Consider the following 18,140-nt stretch of genomic DNA (forward strand, 5'->3'; position numbering starts at 1 on the left):
GATCCGATCCTCAATGCGTGACGGCGGCGTGGTCGCGATGACCGGGTTCGTCGCGGGCGTCGGCAACCGCCTCGAACAGATAGGCGACGAACTGGATCAGCATGGTGATCGCGAATATCGCCAGAAACGCGGCCATCTGATACTTGACGAACATGCCCGCGGTCCCGGTCTGGGACACTTCGAAATTCGCCACCGGGGAATTGATGATCGCCTGTTTCGAGCCCAGCCCGATCAGGATGATCGCCCAGGCCGTTGTCATGCCCAGCAGGATCGAGCCGATGGCGTTGACCTTGCCCCGGCGCCGCGGGTTGAACCCCGCATACAGGACATCGACGCGCACATGGCCTTCTTCCAGCAGGGTATAGGCCGAGGCGAACAGGAACAGCGCGGCGTACCAGTAGCGCACAAGATCGCCCATCAGCGCCTGCTCATAGGAAAAAACGAACCGCGAAATCACGATCAGCAGCTCGGCGGCGACAATCATCAGCGCCAGCCAGAAAAAACCCAGGGTGCGCAGGAATAGCGCGACGACGAAACCCGCGATGACCAGCGGTACATGTACATAGGGACCGACAAAGCGGGCGCGCAGCAGGTCGCGGGACAGATCCGCATCGACCAGCCGTTCGAGCAGCCCCTCGACCCGCAGAAAGGCGATGGTTGCATCCGCAATGCCCACGAACAGGACCGCGAAGAAGCAACCGCGGATCAGGTATGCGTTGAAATTGCTGATCAGCCTGGCGTCGTAGCGCAGAGCCCGGTGCGGCGTGCGCACGATCATCACCGCCGCGGCGACCAGCGCTGATGCGTAAAGCGCAAGGAGAATCCAGGCCCGGTTGTCCGCCACCTCGCCCAACAGCGATGTCAGCGGCGGGTAATCATACCCAACGATCAGCACGTTATTGATCATGAAGGCCACCAGGACAAACAGCGTCGCCCACCCGAAATACCGCACGAAAGGTGCCGGTGCTCCGGGTGGCGACAGAATTTCCGCTTCGGATGTGGCTTGCATTGCAACTCCCCCGCTTGCAATTGGCCCGGTTCAGGTCGGGCCGGACTCACGCCTCTGGGGCGGAGAACCTTTGGATGAACAGGAGCCGGCCAGCCGGCCGCCTCCTGCAATCTTACCAAAGCAGGGTCAAACGATGCCCAGGATGCGGTTCCGATGGTTCGAGTATTCGATCTCGGCCACGGCGCGCCAGCCGCCGATTTCACGCAGCTTTTCCTGATAATGGTCGTTGACCTCGGCCGCCAGTGGCGAGTGTTCACGGGTTTCCTCGAACACCTCTTCGGCGGCCCCGCCAAAGGCGTCCCAGACCTCGTCGCTAAAGCTGCGGGTCTGCACGCCGTGATCGTTGACCAGACGTGCCAGGTAGGCGCCGTTATTGGCCGACGCTTCTTCGGCCTGGGCGGCGGTCTCTTCGTTGCAGGCAGCCGTGATCACGGCCTGTTCGTATTCCGACAGCCCGTCCCACCAGGACTTGTTCATACCAAAGGCCAGCGCCGCGCCGGGTTCGTGCATGCCGGCGGTATAGTAGAACTTGGCCGCCTCATAGAACTTCATGAAATAGTCATTGTAGGGGCCGACCCATTCGGTGGCGTCGATGGAACCGGACACCAGGTTTTCATAGATCTGCCCGCCCGGCAGCGACACGGTCGAGACGCCCAGTTTCGACATCACAGCACCAGCCAGGCCCGGAATGCGCATCTTGAGCCCGTTCAGGTCCTCTGGTGTGTTGATTTCCTTGTTAAACCAGCCGCCGGCCTGTGCTCCGGTGCCGCCGCACATCAGGTTCTTCAGTCCGAATTCTCCGGCCACCTTGTCCCACAGTTCCTGTCCGCCTGCATATTTGATCCAGGCGTTGTGTTCGGGCACCGTCATACCGAACGGAACGGCGGTGAAATAGGTGAACGCGGGATGCTTGCCGGCCCAGTAATAGTCAGCCGCGATATAGGCCTGGCTGTTGCCTGACGCGACCTCGTCAAAAGTGTCGAAGGCGCCGACGCGTTCGCCTGCGGCGAAATACTCGGTACGCAGCGCGCCCTGGGACAGTTGAGTGATTCGCTCTGCCAGACGCTGTGCCGACGTGCCCAGTCCGGGAAAGTCCCGCGGCCAGGTCGACACGATGGTCAGTGTCTTGCCGCCCTGCGCAAGCGCCGGCGCCGCCAGCGCTGCTCCGGTACCCGCGATCGCTGCACCCTTCAAAAACTTACGACGTTCCATATTCAGTGAATCCTCCGGTTGGGTCTGTTCGTTTCTTGCTTTTTTTGAGGGTAGCCCGCCCTGTCGCACAGGACCGGCCCCTCGCCATTGCCGCGCCAGCGTATTCGGAAGGCATGGAATTGCAATGGCTTTTCGCTCCGGAACCGACCTAAACGTCCCGAATGCGACACCTAGTGCGAAAGTTGCCAAAGATTCAGACATCTTGGCATTGCGGCGCCCGCCGATGACCTAACGGCAGCCGCGCGGTAGCGTCGGGAGCGGCTCAGCGGCCGCGCCACAGCATGTCGGATCGCGCAGGTTGTGAGGCCCGTGCCAGCAGGTTCGCCACCAGATGGTGTTGCGGTGATTTCCCGCAGACCGGGTCGGTGGCACCGGCATCGCCTGCAAGAGCCAGCGCCTGACAGCGGCAGCCACCGAAATCGATCTCTTTGCGATCACATCCCTGACAGGGTTGCGGCAGCCAGTCGGTACCGCGATAGGCGTTGAAGGCCGCGCCGTCATACCAGATCTCGGCCAGCGGCCGGTCGCCCACCCGGTCGAATTCCAGGTGCGGAATGGTTTGGGCGGCGTGACAGGGCAGCACCGTGCCGTCGGGCGTCACGTTCAGCCCGGCCGTGCCCCAGCCGCCCATGCAGGCCTTTGGGTAATCGGCGTAATAGTCAGGCGGCACGAAATCAAAGGCCAGCACGCCGCGCAACCGCGCCTCGGCCTCGGCCACGATGCGCTTGGCGGTTTCAGTCTGTTCACGGCTCGGCAACAGCTGGTCGCGGTTTTTTGCGGCCCAGCCGTGGAACTGCACGCAGGCGACCTCTAGACGGCGCGCGCCCAGTTCCACGGCCAACTCTATCGTGCGGGGCAGATCGTCCAGATTGTGCCGGTGCATTACCGCGTTCAGGGTCAGCGGAATGCCCCGGTCGCGGATCTCGGCGGCCACCCGCATCTTGCGGTCATAGCCGCCGGCATAACCGGCGATCCAGTCCGCAAGATCGGCGTGCGTGCCCTGCAGCGACAGCTGGATGTGATCCATCCCGGCGGCTTCCAGCGCGTCCAGCCGTTTCGGGGTCAGCCCGATGCCGCTGGTGATCAGGTTGGTATACAGGCCGGCCGCATGCGCCGCCTGCATCAGCGCCACCAGATCCGGCCGCGAGGCCGGCTCGCCGCCAGAGAGATGCAATTGCAGAACCCCCAGCGCGGCCGCTTCGCCGAACACGCGGCTCCAGGTCTCGGTGTCCAGTTCGTTTTCGCGGCCCAACAGGTCCGTCGGATTCGAGCAATAGGGACAGGCCAGAGGACACCGGTGTGTCAGTTCGGCCAGCATGGCGATGGGCGGCGGCGCGCTCATGTCTGCACCGCCAGAAACATCCGGGCCCGCAGACCCGTCAGGAACCGGCGCACATCCTCCGATATCCGTTCACGCGGTGCCGTATAGGTCGCGGCCAGGTCGGATATGATGTCCTCCAGCGGTGTCTCGCCGTTGACCCGGGCCAGGATCGCTTCGCCGATCGGGTCCAGAGCAATCGCCTTTTCCGGCCCCAGCAGTACCTTGCCGCCGCGGACCCGGTCCGCCACCACGCGCACGCCGCGCGGCAGATAGGGACGGTCAGTGGCGGCGATGCGCAGGGTCATGCCAGCCCCTCGCCCGGCTGCCAGGCGCCGGGCGGTATGCGGCCCGGTTCGACATAGGCCCCCCACAGCGCGTCCAGCTGCGCCCACAACACATCGGTTTTAAAGATCAGCGCCGCGCAGGCCGCATCCTGCTTTTCCGGGGTATCGGCGTGCTGCAGCACCCAGGACAGACCGAATTCCACATCCCGCGGCGCCTCGGTCAGGCGTTTGCGGAAATAGGACAGGCTGTCGGCGTCGGCGAAGTCATAATGCTGCAGCAGGCCCTCGATGCGGCGTTCGTGGATCGCCGGCGCGAACAGTTCCGTCAGCGACGAGGCCACGGCCTGCAGCAGCGGCATGTCGCGGACATAGCGGATATAGGCATCGACCGCGAATTGCGTCGCCGGCAGCACCCCGCGCCCCGAGGCCACATAGTCGGGGTCCAACCCCACCGCCTCGGCCAGTTTCAACCAGCGCCGGAGTCCGCCGCCCCCGTCGATATCGCCATCATGATCCTCGATGCGCGACCGCCATTCGCGCCGCATCTGCGGGTCATGGCAGCGCGACAGAAAGGCCGCGTCCTTCATCGGGATGGCCGCCTGATAGGCCCAGCGGTTGATCACCCAGGCGCGCACCTGGTCGGGGCTGCATTGCCCGCTGTGCAACCGGTGATGAAACGGATGCCTGTCGTGATAGCGTTCGGCCCCGATGGACCGCAACCGGTGTTCCATGATCTCTTTCCGCCCGCTCTGCGCATTCATGTCGCGATCTCCATTCCGTCGGCGGCGACGGTCCAGCCCGCCGCGTGCACCTGCGCGCGCTCGGGGCCGTCCGGCTGCCAGACCGGGTTCGTGTTGTTGATGTGGATAAAGGTCTTGGCCGCCCGCAGCCCGGCCAGCCGCGCCATCGACCCCTCGCTGCCACTGATCGAGATATGCCCCATGCGCCGCCCGGTCTTTGCGCCGGTACCGGCGCGGACCATTTCGTCATCCGTCCACAGCGTGCCGTCAAAGAACAGGTGATCCGCATCCGCCAGCCGCGCCAGCAGATCCGCCGTCACATCGGCGCAGCCCGGAATGTAATAGGCCACGGTATCGCCATCGCTCAGGCGCACGCCCACCGTCTGTTCACCGACGAGATCGGTCTGCACCGTCTCGCCCTCCATGAACAGCGGCACCTTGCCGGGCACCGGAAAGACCTGGGCGGTTAGCCCGGGCAGCAGCGCAAACGGCGCGTCGATGCGCACGGTCTGGCGCGCCACCTTCTCGGCATTGACCGCGTCAAACACCCGGTTTTCTGCCAGCACCTGCAGAATTTCCGCCGTGGCATACAGGGTGAACGGCGTCTGTTCGCGCAGGCTGAGCAGACCGGCGATATGGTCGATATCGCCATTGGTCAGCAGAACCGAAGCCAGCGGCGAGTCGCGCAGATCGCGCGGATGCATCGCCGGGCAGGCCATCATCTGACCCCGGATATCGGGCGAGGTGTTCAGCACCGCCCAGTCGCGCCCGTTAAGTGACACGGCCAGCGAAGACTGGCTTGCCGCGGCAATCTTGCCGCTGCGGGCATCCCGGCAATTGGGGCAACCACAGTTCCACTGTGGCAATCCCCCGCCTGCCGACGCGCCAAGAACCAGAAAACGCATGGCCGTGAACCCTTCAGTCGCAGATCAGAACAGGTCGCGTTCGTAGTCGCGGCCTTCGTCCTCGGACGGCGCGTACATGTTGATCTCCATGCCGCAGTTCACTTCTTTCAGTTTCGGTGAAGTCCAGGCCATTCGTTTTCCTCCTCTGGCTGGTTAGGGTCGTCACACCCTAGCAACGGTCAGGCGGGCGGCGTATTGGCCTTTGGTCGTAGAGACCGGCAACCGCGCCTGCGACCAAGGTCGAATTGGGGCGCCCCGCCCTGTCGACCTAGTCTGGCAACATGCGCGCGCTTGCCCTGATACTATCCGGCCTGTTCTTCTGGTCCTTCGTCTCGCCGCTGACGGCACAGCCGCTGGAGCGCGACGATCTGGCCGGCTATATCATGCCGCCATTTTCACTGGGTGAGCCGGTCAATGACCGCGGCGTCTACAGCCTGTTGAATTCCGGCGGCGCGTCGGCCGGCTATGTGTTTACCACCGAACCCCTGGCCCCCCTGCCCGGTTTTTCCGGCGCACCGATCAACGTGCTGGTGGTGCTGGATCTCGAAGGCCGGTTTCTCGATGTCCGTCTGATCGAACATAATGAACCGATCTTTGTCTCGGGACTGGGCGAAGCCCCGTTCCACGCATTTTTCGAGCAATATCCAGGCCTGTCGATCTCCTCTTCGATCGTGGTCGGCACCCCTTATGGCGATGGTGGTGCGGGATCGTCGCTGGTCTATCTGGATGGGGTCACAAAGGCGACGGCCTCGGTGCGCATCGCCCACGAATCGGTGATGGCCGCCGCCCTGGCGGTGGCGCGCGAAAAGATGCAGGGCCTGGCCAGCGGCCCCCCCGCCCATCCGGACCCGGACCACCACGAAGACCTGAGCTGGATCGATCTGGTGGCCAGCGGGCTGGCCCGGCGCACGGTGATCAGCAACGCCGAGGTCGATGCCGCCTTTGCCGGCACCCTGTGGCAGGATGACGACCCCGAGGCGCGCAGCGATCCCGAGGCCGCCTATCTCGATCTCTGGGTCGTCGATCTGGGGCCGCCGGCCATCGCCCGTGCCGTCCTGTCCGAAAGCGGTTTTGCCGAATTGCAGGATTTCCTGGCGATCTCGCCGCAGGATGAACCGATCCTCGTGATCGAAACCGGCCGTCACGGGCTGGTCAGCCCGGACTTCGTGCGCAACACCGCGCCTGACCGGCTGTCGGCGGAACAGGACGGGTTGCCGGTGGCGCTGCGCGACAGCGACCTTTTCGTCGAGCTGTCGCCGGATCTGCCGGAACAGTTGCGGGACGGCACCATGATGATCCTGCGCACCGATCGGCGGCTGGGGTTCGACCCGTCGCGCGACTGGACCTTGAACGTCGCCGCCGTGCGCCAGCATGGCGTGTTCCAACCGGAAATCGGGTCCACGCTGCTGTCCGTCACGCACGCGACCGACGCGCGGTTCTTTGACCGCCCGGGCAACGTGCAGCCGGTGCCCCCTTGGCGCGAGGCCCTGCGCGCGCGCCAGGGCGACCTGATCGTGCTGGCCGTGTTTCTGACCGGTCTCACGGCATATCTGCTGCTGGCCCAGGACAGGCTGGCCGAACGTCGCCGGCTGACGCCGCAGCGGCTGCTGATCCTGGGCTTCGTCACCGTGTTCATCGGCTGGTGGGGGCAAGGGCAATTGTCGATCGTCACGGTGCTGGGGGTGATCCGGACCGCGGTTCAGGGCGGTTCTTTCGGGTTTCTCGCCTATGATCCGTTTTCGCTGCTGATCTGGGGCTTTGCCGTGCTGGGATTTGTGCTTTGGGGGCGCGGCTATTTCTGCGGCTGGCTGTGTCCCTTTGGCGCGCTGCAGGAATTTGCCCATCATGCCGGCCGCCGGCTGGGCCTGCGTCAGATCGAACCCGGCCCGCGATGGGACCGCCGCCTGAAGATGCTGAAATACCTGTTGCTGGCGGGGCTGGTGACGACGGTCTTTGTGGCACCCGACCACGTCGACACCGCCGCCGAGATCGAACCCTTCAAGACAGCGATCACCACGTTTTTCGTCCGCGAGTGGTACTATGTCGCCTATGCCGCGATCCTGCTGCTGTCGGGCCTGGTGCTGTTCAAGGGGTTCTGCCGCTATGTCTGTCCGCTGGGCGCGGTGATGGCCATCGGCGGTCTGATCCGCGGGCGCGACTGGATCAGACGGCGGGCGGAATGCGGCGCGCCCTGTCAGCTGTGCAAGGCCAAATGCGGGTATGGGGCGATCCGGCAATCCGGCCAGATCGCCTATTCCGAATGCTTTGGCTGTCTGGACTGCGTCGCCATCCATAACGACCGCAACCGCTGCGTGCCGCTGATCATCGCGGCCCGGCGCAAGACCCGACTGGAGGCCGCCGAATGACAGATCTGACCCGCCGCCGCTTTCTGACCGTCACCGCCGCCACACTGGCCACGCCGGCCGCGGCCGCGCCGGTCCGCTGGCAGGGCCATGCGCTGGGCGCCGAGATCGGCCTGACCCTGCACGCGCCGGCGGACCTGGCCGAGGCGGCGATCCGCCACACCCGGGACCGGCTGCGCGAAATCGAACGCCTGTTCAGCCTCTACGATCCGAAATCGGTACTGTCGCAGCTGAACCGCACCGGCCAACTGGACCGCCCGCCAGAGGGCTTTCGCACGCTGATCGATCTCTGCGCAGTCATGCATGCCGCCACCGGGGGCGTGTTCGATCCAACAATCCAGAGCCTGTGGCAGGCAAGGCCGGACCCTGCGGCCATCGGCTGGGATCGCGTCCGGACCGGCACGGGAATCGATCTGGCCCCGGGCCAGCAGATCACCCTGAACGGCATCGCCCAGGGCTTTGCCACCGACCTGATCCGCGCCGATCTGGCGCGTTTGGGCCTGCGCCGGGCGCTGGTCAATATCGGCGAATTCGCCGCCGTTGGCGGTCCGTTCACTCTGGGACTGGCGGATCCGAAACAGGGTCTGTTTGCCACCCGGACACTGACCGGACTTGCCATCGCCACGTCAAGCCCCGGCGCGATGACTCTGAAGGGCGGAGCCCATATCCGCCACCCGGCCCGCAACACCGCTCCGCTGTGGTCGACCGTCAGCGTCGTGGCCCGCAGCGCGGCTGTGGCCGACGCGGCCTCGACCGCCTTTGCGGTCATGACGCGCGCCGAACTGCGCCGCGCTCTGGCGCGCATGCCGCGCGGAACCCAGGTAACGCTGCTATCGGAAAAAGGCGATATCGAGCGGTTCTAGCGCAGTGCCGGCGGGCGAAAGGTCAGCCCGTGATCGGTAAATATCTGCGCCATGCGCCCGTCCTGAATGGCGGCATAGATGGCGTCCTCGACCGCATAGGCCAGCGGGCGATAGGCGAAATGTACCGCGACACCGGCCGTCCAATTGCCCGCCGCAAAACCCGGCAAGGGCGGCGTATGCACCGCCACGCCCGGCTGCAACCCGGCCTCAAGCTGTGCCAGCGGCCCCATCGCGGCCTTGGTCTCGCCGGCGACCAGCCCCGCCATCGCCCCGGCCATGCTGGGATAGCGGTGGATATTACCCGCCAGCTGCCCGCCGGGAAAGGCCGACAGATAGAAATCGGCAATCGAGTCGTTTTCGACGGCCACGGAATCGAACCGGAAATAGGCCGGCACCGGCGGGTCCTCGGGATAGGCGGCGCGGCGATAGGCGATGGCGATTTCCTCGACATGGTACTGGCCGGTAAAAACCACCTGTTCGACCCGGCAGGCAAAATCGCTGTCATAGGGCACGTGCAGCATCACGTTGGCGACACTGCCGCCGACGATCGGCCCCTTCCAGATCCAGTTGCGCAGATCGGCCTGCAGATCTTCGCCCGGCGCGACCAGGTTGAACCGGGCCTCGACGCCCAGATCGGCCGCGATCAGGCGCCCGATCTCGATATCCACACCGCGCGGCTGACCCCGATCCTGCCAGGACCAGGGCGGGAAATCCGCATAGGCGGCAAAGGTGATGAATCCGCGTTCCTCTATCGTGTCCAAATCCTGTCCGACGCGGTCGCGCGAGGCATTCTGGGGTTTGAGTTGGGGCACATGATCCTCGCAGCGCGCCGAGACCGCGTGCGTAGTGGCGCCGCTGATCAGCAGGGCAAGCAGTGGTGCAAGCAGTGGTGCGATGATGCGCGTGCGCATGTGCCCCCTCTCTTTATTGGCCGTGCACTCAGGATCAGTGCGCGGCCGACAATCCAACCGTCAGAACTTCGGCAGCAGCAGCGAAATCCGGCGCATCGCCGGCGATCAGTTTCGCTGCGCGATAGGCGGGGCTGTCCGCTACCGGCGCGCCCGATCCGGTTTCCACACCCTTGGCGATCGCCGCCAGTTCGGCCTGCAATGCGGCGCTGTCGCCTGCGCCCGCATCGGCCATGGTCTTCAGTTCATCGCGGATCTGCAACAGGCGCGGCGTTACCTCATCCATGGCGCCGTCAGTGGGACGAGTCTCGATATAGGTACGGATCGCCCAGGCGGCCTTTTGCCCCAGCAATTCCCCAAAGGCCGGCATCTTGGTGATGCCATTCTGCGTGTACCCGGTCTGAAACCGCTCGACATACCATTCGTCGCCGAACTCTTCGGCCTCGAGATAGCGCAGATCGGGGGCCAGTCCGCCGGACACGACGCCCAGCCCATGGCAGCGTGCGCAGTTCTGGTTATAGCCGCTGCTGCCGATCTCGATCGCCGCTTGCCAGACTTCTTCGCTTTGGCCGCGATAGGGATTTTCGATCAGCCATTCCTCGCCCACATCGGGCAGAGCGTCGGTATTGACCGGTTGCGGGGCCACATCGCCATGGGCTTGCGCCATCGTGGCTGCGGCAATCAGGCCAAGGGCGGCCAGGGGCAGTCTGAACATGGTGTCCTCCTGTTGCTGTGTTCCATATCCATTTCTAGCGGACGGGCACGGCGGCTTGATACGGGACTTAAGTTGGAAATCGGACCGCGAACCATACGACCTTGGTCCAATGGACCGGCGTTCAGGCCGCATTCTACGCTGACAGGGCTTTCTTCTTATTTGACCGGAGAACCCCGTGCGCCGCCTCTGTCTCAGCCTTGTCACGGCCGCCCTTGCCGCACAGGCCGCCCTTGCGGAAATCACGGTTCCGATGGTCTATTTGAAACAGCAGGTCGCCCAGCCGCCGACCCTGTCCAACCTCGATCCGGTGCCCACGGATCTGGGGGAGAGCGGCGCCCGGCTGGCAGTGATGGACAACCGCACCACCGGCAGTTTTCTCGGACAGGATTACACGCTGGATATCGTCACGGTCCCTGTGGACGGCGATCTGACCGCCGCCGCGCGCACCGCCCTTGCCGGGGCTTCGCTGCTGCTGCTGGATGCGCCCGCCGCCGATCAGCTGCGCGTTGCCGATCTGCCCGAGGCGCGCAGGGCGCTGCTGTTCAACGTCTCCAGTGCCGAGACCGCGCTGCGCGATGCGGATTGCCGCGCCAACCTGCTGCATGCCCTGCCCTCGTATCTGATGCGCAGCGACGCCCTGATGCAGTTTCTGCGCAGCCGGCGCTGGGACCGGCTGGGCCTGATCGCCGGGAGCCATCCGGGCGATCAGGCCTTTGCCGACGCGTTGCGCCGCAGCGCCGGCAAGTTCGGACTGAGCATTGCCGCCGAAAAACGCTGGGATTTTGATGCTGACATGCGCCGCAACGCCGCCCAGGAGGTGCCGCTGTTCACCCAGTCCATGGGCGATCACGATGTCCTGCTGATCGCCGACGAATTGCGCGATTTCGGCCGCTATGTCGCCTATAACACCTGGCAGCCGCGGCCCGTGGCCGGCTCTGAGGGTCTGCGACCCACGGCCTGGGCGCCGGTGGTCGAACAATGGGGCGCAGCGCAGCTGCAATCGCGGTTCCGCGATCTGGCGGGCCGGGCGATGCAGGACCGGGACTATGCCGCCTGGGCGGCGGTGCGCAGCATCGGCGAGGCCGTGACCCGCACCGGCCGCGCCGACGCCGCGACGCTGCGCGGCTATCTGTTGTCCGACGATTTTCAACTGGCCGCCTTCAAGGGCCGCCCCCTCAGCTATCGCGGCTGGAACGGCCAGCTGCGTCAGCCGGTTCCCCTGGTCACTGCCGCCGCTCTGGCCGCCCAGGCCCCTCTGCCCGGCTATCTGCATCAGCGCAGCGAACTTGACACCCTGGGGCTGGACGCCCCCGAAAGCACCTGCGAGGCCTTTCAATGACAGCCCTTTTTTCCTGCCTCCCCAGCCCGGCCCGCTTTCGCGCCGCGCGCCCGGCACTGTTTGCGGCGACAATGATGCTGGCGCTGCCGACGCAGGCCGCCGAAATCTGGGTCACCAACGAAAAGGACGACACGATCAGCGTGATCGACATTGACACGCTGTCGGTTATCCGGACCCTGCCGACCGGCGAGCGCCCGCGCGGCATCACTTTTTCGCAGGATCATTCCCGCGTCTATATCTGCGCCTCTGACAGCGACACGGTCCAGGTCATGGACCCGGTTTCCGGCGAGATCCTGCACGAACTGCCCTCGGGCGAGGACCCGGAACAGTTCGTCCTGCATCCGAATGACCGCCACCTTTACATCGCCAACGAGGACGATGCGGTCACCACCGTGGTCGATACACAGACCCGCAGCGTGATCGCCCAGATCAATGTCGGAATCGAACCCGAGGGCATGGCGGTTTCGCCCGATGGCAAGATCGCCATCACCACCTCGGAAACCACCAACATGGCGCATTGGATCGACACCGAGACCCGCGCGCTGTTTGCCAATACGCTGGTCGCCGCCCGCCCGCGCCATGCCGAGTTCACCGCCAATGGCAGCGAGTTGTGGGTCAGTTCGGAAATCGGCGGCACCATCACCGTCTTTGACACCGCCACCCAGATCGAAAAGGGCACGATCGAGTTTGCGGTCAAGGGCGTGCATCCGGACCGGGTGCAACCGGTGGGGTTCGAATTCACCGCCGACGAAAAGACCGCCTTTGTCGCGCTGGGACCATCGAACCATGTCGCGGTGGTCAATGCCGAAACCCTGCAGGTCGAGGACTATATCCTGGTCGGCCGGCGGGTCTGGCATATGGCGTTTTCGCCCGACAAGTCGCTGCTGTTCACCACCAACGGCGTGTCCGGTGATGTCACCGTGATCGACGTGGCCCGGCGCGAAGCGGTCAAATCCATCAAGGTCGGCCGGTTTCCCTGGGGCGCCGCGCTGCGCCCCTGAGTAAATAACCCGTCAATCGGACCACATGCCACCAAAAGGACAGGAAACAAGATGCTGAAACGACTTAAAAAACCCGCCCTGGCCGCAACCTGCTGCCTGATCCTGGCCGGCCCTGGCCTGGCCGATGCTGACGATGACGCACCGCAATTCGGCCTGGCCGGCCTGCTGTCGGCCACGAACAAACAGGACCTGCCCCCGATCAGCCTGTCCGCCGGCATGCCGCTGGCCGACGCCCCCTGGACGCTGAAATCGGGCACCTATTACGAGTTCGAGATCATCGGCGACGGCAGCCAGGAACTGGCGCTGGCGGGCCCCGAGTTCTTTCGCGCCATCTGGGTCGACGAGATCGTGGTCGAGGGCCTGGAGATCCGGCCCCTGGGGCTGGACAGCATCGAGTTCGACGAGGCCGGCGAAATGGAAATCGGGTTCATCGCGGTGAAACCCGGACGCTATCACCTCAGGGTGCCCGGCTCGACCGGCGAAACCCAACGGTTGGAGATCACCATACAGTGACCGGGCTGCGCGTCGAGAATCTGGGATACGCCTATGGCCAAAAGCAGGCGCTGCACGATCTGAGCTTTCGGATCGAACCCGGCACGTTCTGCGCGCTGCTGGGGCCCAACGGGGCCGGAAAATCGACCCTTTTCTCGTTACTGACACGGCTGTTCGTGGCGCCTCGAGGCCGCATCCGCATCGCCGGGCACGATCTGGCCCGGGATCCGCATGGTGCCCTGCGCAGCATGGGCGTGGTGTTCCAGCAGCCGACGCTGGATCTGGATTTGACCGTGCTGCGGAACCTGACATATTTCTCGGCGCTGCACGGGTTGTCCGGCAAGGCGGCACGGGTGCGCATCGACGCGGTGCTGGACCGTCTGGACATGCGCGAGCGGCTCGGCGAAACCGTGCGCGATCTGAATGGCGGCCACCGCCGGCGACTGGAAATCGCCCGCAGCCTGATCCACCGCCCAGAGGTGCTGTTGCTGGACGAGCCGACCGTCGGCCTGGACGCCGCGACCCGCCGCGCCATCACCGATCACGTGCATGATCTGTCCGCGCGCGACGGACTGACGGTGTTGTGGGCGACCCACCTGACCGACGAGGTTCGCGATACGGACAAGGTGCTGATCCTGCACCGGGGCCGGCTGCTGGAAAACGGGCTGGCCCGGCCCGGGCGCGGGGCGCTGTCGCTGAACGACCATTTCCTGGCCCTGACCGGAGCGGCGGCATGATCGCCGCGCTGACAGCCCTGCGGGCCATCGCCACGCGCGAGGCGCTGCGCTTTGTCGGCCATCGCAGCCGCTTTGTCGCCGCTCTGGTGCGCCCGCTGTTATGGCTGGTGGTCTTTGCCGCCGGGTTCCGCGCCGCGCTGGGCCTGTCGATCACCCCGCCCTATCAGACCTATACCACCTACGAGGTTTATATAGTGCCGGGGTTGTGCGGCATGATCCTGCTGTTCAACGGCATGCAGAGTTCGCTGTCGCTGGTCTATGATCGCGAAATGGGCTCGATGCGGCTATTGCTGACCAGCCCGCTGCCGCGCTGGTGGCTGCTGATCTGCCGGCTGCTGGCCAGCACCGCGATCTCGATCCTGCAGGTCTATGTCTTTCTCGGTGTCACCGCCCTCTATGGCATCCGCTTTTCCGCGACCGGCTATGTCACTCTGTTGCCAGCGCTGCTGCTGGCGGGGATCATGCTGGGCGCGCTGGGGCTGGCGCTGTCCTCGACCATAAAGCAGCTCGAGAATTTCGCCGGGGTGATGAATTTCGTGATCTTCCCGATGTTCTTTCTGTCCACCGCGCTTTACCCGTTGTGGAAAATGGCCGAAAGCTCGGAACTGCTGCACGACATCTGCGCCGCGAACCCGTTTACCCATGCGGTCGAGCTGATCCGTTTCGCACTGTACGGGCAGTTCAGCGCAACCGCCTTTCTGATCACCGCGCTGGCCGCCGCCGGGCTGCTGGGATTGGCCTGTTGGGGGTATGATCCGGCGCGCGGCATGATCCGGCGCAAAAGCTGAACCGGCACGGAGGCTGAGTTGCAATCGACCCCATCCCTGATGATCCTGATGCTGATCCTGACCGGGGGACCGGCACTGGCCCAGACCGGGGACGACGCGGGCACGCTCAACCCCGAGGAAATGACGCTGGGCCGCATGATGGACAACATCCGGCGCGGACAGACCGACATGACGACCTGTGCCAGCGGCTATCTGATCACCAAATCCGGCCGCCACGGTCTGGCCCGCGAGCTTTTCCGGCGCTGCGCCGAGGCGGGCTATACCGGCGCAATGACATGGATGGGCCAACTCGAAAACAACGGGCTGGGTGGCGCCTATGATCCGGATGCGGCCGCCGAATGGGACCGGCAGGCCGCCGAATCCGGCGATCCGGTGGGCAAGTTCAACTATGGCTTGGCCCTGATGCGCGGTCATGGCGTGGCCCGCGATCCGGTTCGCGGACGGGCGCTGATCGACGAAGCCGCACGCGACGGTCTGGCCATCGCGAAACGTCTGCAGGGCGCAGGTTACGATCTGGACGAGGTCACGCCCGACGCGGACAACTGGAAATACGCGCCGCTTTTCTGAACCTTCATCCGATTCACGCGCCACGTTAAGTTTCACGACGATATCCCTGCCACTTATTGTTTTTGCCGGATCGTCGCGCACCCGGAAACCGCGCGTATGATCAGCGGGAACTGGGGCGGAAACAGCACGTCTCGCGCCGCCCCCTTTGCGTCGGCCCAACGCGTACGACCATGGTGCAATACCGCCCGCGCCCGGCATTCCCGATACTGCGGTTGGCCGGCGTCCGCACATCCGGGGCGCTGGCATTGGAACAAGGACATATGGGAGGAGCCCACATGAATCGCTTTATCACCGTGGTTGTTGCCGGCGTCATGATGGCAGGCGCCAGCCATGCCGGCGTGACCGAGGAAGACCTGCAAAACGACCAATCCGTCACCACTCAAATTCTGACCAACGGCATGGGGCGGCATCTGCAGCGCTTTAGCCCGCTGGACACCCTGAACAAGGAGAATGTCAAACATCTGTCCCCGGCCTGGGCCTTTAGCCTGGGCGGCGAAAAACAGCGCGGCCAGGAATCCCAGCCGCTGATCTATGACGGCGTGATGTACATCACCGGCTCTTACAGCCGCGTCTATGCCATCGACGTCAGGACCGGCGCGGAATTGTGGCAGTACGACGCCCGCCTGCCCGAGGGCATCCTGCCCTGCTGCGACGTGATCAACCGGGGCGGTGCCATCTATGGCGACAATTTCTATTTCGGCACGCTGGACGCGCGCATCGTGGCGCTGGACCTCAAGACCGGCGACGTGAAATGGCGCAAGAAGATCGCCGACTACAAGGCCGGCTATTCCTATACCGCCGCGCCTTTGATTGTGAACGGGCTGGTGATCACCGGCAATTCCGGCGGCGAATTCGGCATTGTCGGCGAGGTTCAGGCGCGCGACGCGGAAACCGGCGAACTGGTCTGGACCCGTCCGGTCATCGAGGGCCACATGGGCACGCTGAACGGCGAGGAAAGCACCATGACCGGGACGCTGAACGCGACCTGGCCGGGCGACATGTGGAAGACCGGCGGCGGTGCAACCTGGCTGGGCGGCTCTTATGACATCGAGACCGACACGCTGGTCTTTGGCGCCGGCAACCCGGCCCCCTGGAACAGCCACCTGCGCAACGCCGGCACGCCGGTCGAAGGCAACACCGGCGACAATCTCTATGCCGCCAGCCGCATCGGAATCGACCCGGCGACGGGCGAGATCAAGTGGCATTTTCAGACCACCCCGCGCGAGGGCTGGGACTATGACGGTGTCAACGAAGTGGTCGCCTATACCGACCGCGCCGGCAACAAGCGCTTTGCCACCGCCGACCGCAACGGGTACTTCTATGTGCTGAACCGCGAGGACGGCGCCTTTGTCAGCGCCGCGCCCTTCGTCAAGGACATCACCTGGGCAACCGGCATCGACGACACCGGGCGGCCGATCTTTGACGAGGCCAACCGCCCCGGCAACCCGGCGGCCGCGGCCGATGGCAAAAAGGGCGACGTGATCTTTGCCAGCCCGTCCTTTCTGGGCGGCAAGAACTGGATGCCCATGGCCTATAGCCAGAACACCGGCAATTTCTATGTGCCGTCCAACGAATGGGGCATGGATATCTGGAACGAGCCGATCAGCTACAAGAAGGGCGCGGCCTATCTGGGCGCTGGGTTCACCATCAAGCCGAACTACGAGGACCATATCGGCTCGCTCAAGGCGATCGACCCGGACACCGGCGAAATCAAGTGGGAGTTCAAGAACGAATCCCCGCTGTGGGGCGGCGTGATGACCACCGCCGGCGGGCTGGTCTTTACCGGCACGCCCGAAGGCCGGTTCATTGCCTTTGACGACGAAACCGGCGAGGAATTGTGGTCGTTCCAGACCGGTTCGGGCATCGTCGGCCAGCCGGTCACCTGGGAGCAGGATGGCGAGCAGTTCGTCTCGATCATTTCCGGCTGGGGCGGTGCGGTGCCCCTGTGGGGCGGCGAAGTCGCCAAAAAGGTGAACTATCTGAACCAGGGCGGCATGGTCTGGACCTTCAAGCTGGCCAAATCTATGGCCGCCAAGAACTGAGCGCAGCCCCGGTCCCCATGCAACGAACGCGCGCCCCGCGGGGCGCGCGTTTTGCTGTTCTACGACCTTAGGCGTATACCTGATTAGCCGGGTCTTTGCTATGATGTCAGGCAACGCCAGCAGCAGGGAAAGCCCATGCGCCTGATGATCGACACGCCGGAACCACGCATTTTTCACTCGGCCCTGATCGTGGACGATCATCCGCTGTTCTGCGACGCGCTGTCGATGACCTTGCAGGCGGTCTCTGGAATCAGCAGCATGCACACCGCACCGACCTTGCAGGAAGCGCTCGATCTGATCGGGCAGAAGACGCAGGTCGACCTTGTCGTGCTGGATCTGAACCTGCCGGACGTGAACGGTCTGGACGGTCTGTTGCGGCTGCGCAATGCCACCAAAAGCCCGATCGTCGTGGTCTCGGCGATGGCGGACAACCGCATCATCAGCTCGGTCATCCATGCCGGTGCCTCGGGGTTCATCCCCAAGCACAGCCAGCGCGACGTTTTCCGCCAGGCCCTGACAGCCCTGCAACAGCGCGAAACCTACATCCCGGCGGGCTACGACCTGCTGCAGGAACCCGGCCTTGCCGACCCGGACGATGCCGTGAACCGGCTGGCCTCGCTGACCAATCAGCAGGCGCGCATCCTGCAACTGATCTGCGAAGGCAAGCTGAACAAGCAGATCGCCTATGAGCTGTCGATCGCGGAAACCACAGTCAAGGCCCATGTCACGGCGATCATGCGCAAACTGGGCGTTCAAAGCCGGACCCAGGCCGTGCTGATCGCCAAGCAGACCAGCTTTGCAAATGTCTTGCACGACACGCATCCCCCCGCCTAGGCTGGCGGGCGTCAGTCAGG

19 protein-coding genes are annotated in these 18,140 nt (G+C 64.6%); 10 read left to right on the top strand and 9 right to left on the bottom strand.

What is annotated here, in order from left to right; all coding sequences use genetic code 11:
* Window positions 1–10 precede the first annotated feature (10 nt).
* From ACFMPD_RS11450 to pqqA, 7 genes are all read right to left on the bottom strand, one after another.
* The gene (locus ACFMPD_RS11450; protein ID WP_380994244.1) at window positions 11–1,009 is read right to left on the bottom strand and encodes a TRAP transporter small permease subunit; all 999 of its coding nucleotides are present in this window, start codon (window positions 1,007–1,009) and stop codon (window positions 11–13) included.
* Between the two features lie 126 nt (window positions 1,010–1,135).
* The gene (locus tag ACFMPD_RS11455; RefSeq protein ID WP_380994247.1) at window positions 1,136–2,221 is read right to left on the bottom strand and encodes a TRAP transporter substrate-binding protein; all 1,086 of its coding nucleotides are present in this window, start codon (window positions 2,219–2,221) and stop codon (window positions 1,136–1,138) included.
* Between the two features lie 262 nt (window positions 2,222–2,483).
* On the bottom strand, window positions 2,484–3,563 hold the full coding sequence (pqqE, locus tag ACFMPD_RS11460; protein WP_380994250.1) for a pyrroloquinoline quinone biosynthesis protein PqqE: 1,080 nt from the start codon (window positions 3,561–3,563) through the stop codon (window positions 2,484–2,486).
* A complete protein-coding gene (gene pqqD, locus ACFMPD_RS11465; protein ID WP_380994253.1) occupies window positions 3,560–3,847 on the bottom strand; it encodes a pyrroloquinoline quinone biosynthesis peptide chaperone PqqD in 288 nt (95 codons plus the stop codon). The genes pqqE and pqqD overlap by 4 nt, the downstream gene beginning before the upstream one ends.
* On the bottom strand, window positions 3,844–4,587 hold the full coding sequence (gene pqqC / locus ACFMPD_RS11470; protein WP_380994256.1) for a pyrroloquinoline-quinone synthase PqqC: 744 nt from the start codon (window positions 4,585–4,587) through the stop codon (window positions 3,844–3,846). The genes pqqD and pqqC overlap by 4 nt, the downstream gene beginning before the upstream one ends.
* A complete protein-coding gene (gene pqqB / locus ACFMPD_RS11475; RefSeq protein WP_380994259.1) occupies window positions 4,584–5,471 on the bottom strand; it encodes a pyrroloquinoline quinone biosynthesis protein PqqB in 888 nt (295 codons plus the stop codon). Before pqqB ends, pqqC begins: the two co-directional genes overlap by 4 nt.
* Window positions 5,472–5,495: 24 nt before the next feature.
* Window positions 5,496–5,603 carry a pyrroloquinoline quinone precursor peptide PqqA gene (gene pqqA, locus ACFMPD_RS11480; protein ID WP_380994262.1) on the bottom strand — a complete coding sequence of 36 codons (108 nt, stop codon included), beginning with the start codon at window positions 5,601–5,603 and terminating at the stop codon, window positions 5,496–5,498.
* 149 nt (window positions 5,604–5,752) lie between these two features.
* Between pqqA and ACFMPD_RS11485 the strand changes: the two genes are divergently transcribed.
* Both ACFMPD_RS11485 and ACFMPD_RS11490 read left to right on the top strand, forming a co-directional pair.
* On the top strand, window positions 5,753–7,837 hold the full coding sequence (locus ACFMPD_RS11485) for a 4Fe-4S binding protein (protein WP_380994264.1): 2,085 nt from the start codon (window positions 5,753–5,755) through the stop codon (window positions 7,835–7,837).
* Window positions 7,834–8,697: an FAD:protein FMN transferase gene (locus ACFMPD_RS11490; RefSeq protein WP_380994266.1), complete on the top strand. Its 864-nt coding sequence runs from the start codon at window positions 7,834–7,836 to the stop codon at window positions 8,695–8,697. Before ACFMPD_RS11485 ends, ACFMPD_RS11490 begins: the two co-directional genes overlap by 4 nt.
* On the opposite strand, the gene ACFMPD_RS11495 is transcribed toward ACFMPD_RS11490, so the two are convergent.
* Window positions 8,694–9,608: a substrate-binding periplasmic protein gene (locus tag ACFMPD_RS11495; protein WP_380994269.1), complete on the bottom strand. Its 915-nt coding sequence runs from the start codon at window positions 9,606–9,608 to the stop codon at window positions 8,694–8,696. The genes ACFMPD_RS11490 and ACFMPD_RS11495 overlap by 4 nt on opposite strands.
* A 34-nt stretch (window positions 9,609–9,642) precedes the next feature.
* Window positions 9,643–10,320, bottom strand: a complete 678-nt coding sequence (gene pedF, locus ACFMPD_RS11500; RefSeq protein ID WP_380994271.1) for a cytochrome c-550 PedF — start codon at window positions 10,318–10,320, stop codon at window positions 9,643–9,645.
* A gap of 175 nt (window positions 10,321–10,495) precedes the next feature.
* Here pedF and ACFMPD_RS11505 point away from each other — a divergent pair, with 175 nt between their 5' ends.
* The 8 genes from ACFMPD_RS11505 (at window position 10,496) to ACFMPD_RS11540 (ending at window position 18,120) form a co-directional block, all read left to right on the top strand.
* Window positions 10,496–11,659 (top strand): ABC transporter substrate-binding protein, encoded by a 1,164-nt coding sequence (locus tag ACFMPD_RS11505; RefSeq protein ID WP_380994274.1) that lies wholly within the window; start codon window positions 10,496–10,498, stop codon window positions 11,657–11,659.
* Window positions 11,656–12,660 (top strand): YVTN family beta-propeller repeat protein, encoded by a 1,005-nt coding sequence (locus ACFMPD_RS11510; protein ID WP_380994277.1) that lies wholly within the window; start codon window positions 11,656–11,658, stop codon window positions 12,658–12,660. Before ACFMPD_RS11505 ends, ACFMPD_RS11510 begins: the two co-directional genes overlap by 4 nt.
* Window positions 12,661–12,711: 51 nt before the next feature.
* Window positions 12,712–13,173 (top strand): cupredoxin domain-containing protein, encoded by a 462-nt coding sequence (locus ACFMPD_RS11515; protein ID WP_380994279.1) that lies wholly within the window; start codon window positions 12,712–12,714, stop codon window positions 13,171–13,173.
* Window positions 13,170–13,889, top strand: coding sequence for an ABC transporter ATP-binding protein (locus ACFMPD_RS11520; RefSeq protein WP_380994282.1), 720 nt, complete (start codon window positions 13,170–13,172; stop codon window positions 13,887–13,889). Before ACFMPD_RS11515 ends, ACFMPD_RS11520 begins: the two co-directional genes overlap by 4 nt.
* On the top strand, window positions 13,886–14,677 hold the full coding sequence (locus ACFMPD_RS11525) for an ABC transporter permease (protein ID WP_380994285.1): 792 nt from the start codon (window positions 13,886–13,888) through the stop codon (window positions 14,675–14,677). The genes ACFMPD_RS11520 and ACFMPD_RS11525 overlap by 4 nt, the downstream gene beginning before the upstream one ends.
* Window positions 14,678–14,716: 39 nt before the next feature.
* Complete coding sequence (locus tag ACFMPD_RS11530; RefSeq protein ID WP_380994287.1) at window positions 14,717–15,244, top strand: tetratricopeptide repeat protein; 528 nt, start codon at window positions 14,717–14,719, stop codon at window positions 15,242–15,244.
* A 275-nt stretch (window positions 15,245–15,519) separates the two neighbouring features.
* Entirely contained in the window at window positions 15,520–17,286 is a 1,767-nt protein-coding gene (locus ACFMPD_RS11535) for a PQQ-dependent methanol/ethanol family dehydrogenase (RefSeq protein ID WP_380994290.1), read from the top strand.
* A gap of 135 nt (window positions 17,287–17,421) precedes the next feature.
* Window positions 17,422–18,120, top strand: coding sequence for a response regulator (locus ACFMPD_RS11540; protein WP_380994292.1), 699 nt, complete (start codon window positions 17,422–17,424; stop codon window positions 18,118–18,120).
* The last annotated feature ends 20 nt before the right edge of the window (window positions 18,121–18,140 follow it).

Source organism: Sedimentitalea sediminis, assembly GCF_042687825.1.
In the GTDB taxonomy this organism is placed as follows: domain Bacteria; phylum Pseudomonadota; class Alphaproteobacteria; order Rhodobacterales; family Rhodobacteraceae; genus Sedimentitalea.

Bases quoted from the DNA above. Each gene is read 5' to 3' on its own strand.
- ACFMPD_RS11510 (WP_380994277.1), top strand. From the start codon at position 11,656: ATGACAGCCCTTTTTTCCTGCCTCCCCAGCCCGGCCCGCTTTCGCGCC.
- ACFMPD_RS11525 (WP_380994285.1), top strand. From the start codon at position 13,886: ATGATCGCCGCGCTGACAGCCCTGCGGGCCATCGCCACGCGCGAGGCG.
- ACFMPD_RS11495 (WP_380994269.1), bottom strand. From the start codon at position 9,608: ATGCGCACGCGCATCATCGCACCACTGCTTGCACCACTGCTTGCCCTG.
- pedF (WP_380994271.1), bottom strand. From the start codon at position 10,320: ATGTTCAGACTGCCCCTGGCCGCCCTTGGCCTGATTGCCGCAGCCACG.
- ACFMPD_RS11485 (WP_380994264.1), top strand. From the start codon at position 5,753: ATGCGCGCGCTTGCCCTGATACTATCCGGCCTGTTCTTCTGGTCCTTC.
- pqqD (WP_380994253.1), bottom strand. From the start codon at position 3,847: ATGACCCTGCGCATCGCCGCCACTGACCGTCCCTATCTGCCGCGCGGC.
- ACFMPD_RS11530 (WP_380994287.1), top strand. From the start codon at position 14,717: ATGATCCTGATGCTGATCCTGACCGGGGGACCGGCACTGGCCCAGACC.
- pqqC (WP_380994256.1), bottom strand. From the start codon at position 4,587: ATGAATGCGCAGAGCGGGCGGAAAGAGATCATGGAACACCGGTTGCGG.
- ACFMPD_RS11455 (WP_380994247.1), bottom strand. From the start codon at position 2,221: ATGGAACGTCGTAAGTTTTTGAAGGGTGCAGCGATCGCGGGTACCGGA.
- ACFMPD_RS11490 (WP_380994266.1), top strand. From the start codon at position 7,834: ATGACAGATCTGACCCGCCGCCGCTTTCTGACCGTCACCGCCGCCACA.
- ACFMPD_RS11515 (WP_380994279.1), top strand. From the start codon at position 12,712: ATGCTGAAACGACTTAAAAAACCCGCCCTGGCCGCAACCTGCTGCCTG.
- ACFMPD_RS11450 (WP_380994244.1), bottom strand. From the start codon at position 1,009: ATGCAAGCCACATCCGAAGCGGAAATTCTGTCGCCACCCGGAGCACCG.
- pqqB (WP_380994259.1), bottom strand. From the start codon at position 5,471: ATGCGTTTTCTGGTTCTTGGCGCGTCGGCAGGCGGGGGATTGCCACAG.
- pqqA (WP_380994262.1), bottom strand. From the start codon at position 5,603: ATGGCCTGGACTTCACCGAAACTGAAAGAAGTGAACTGCGGCATGGAG.
- pqqE (WP_380994250.1), bottom strand. From the start codon at position 3,563: ATGAGCGCGCCGCCGCCCATCGCCATGCTGGCCGAACTGACACACCGG.
- ACFMPD_RS11535 (WP_380994290.1), top strand. From the start codon at position 15,520: ATGAATCGCTTTATCACCGTGGTTGTTGCCGGCGTCATGATGGCAGGC.
- ACFMPD_RS11540 (WP_380994292.1), top strand. From the start codon at position 17,422: ATGCGCCTGATGATCGACACGCCGGAACCACGCATTTTTCACTCGGCC.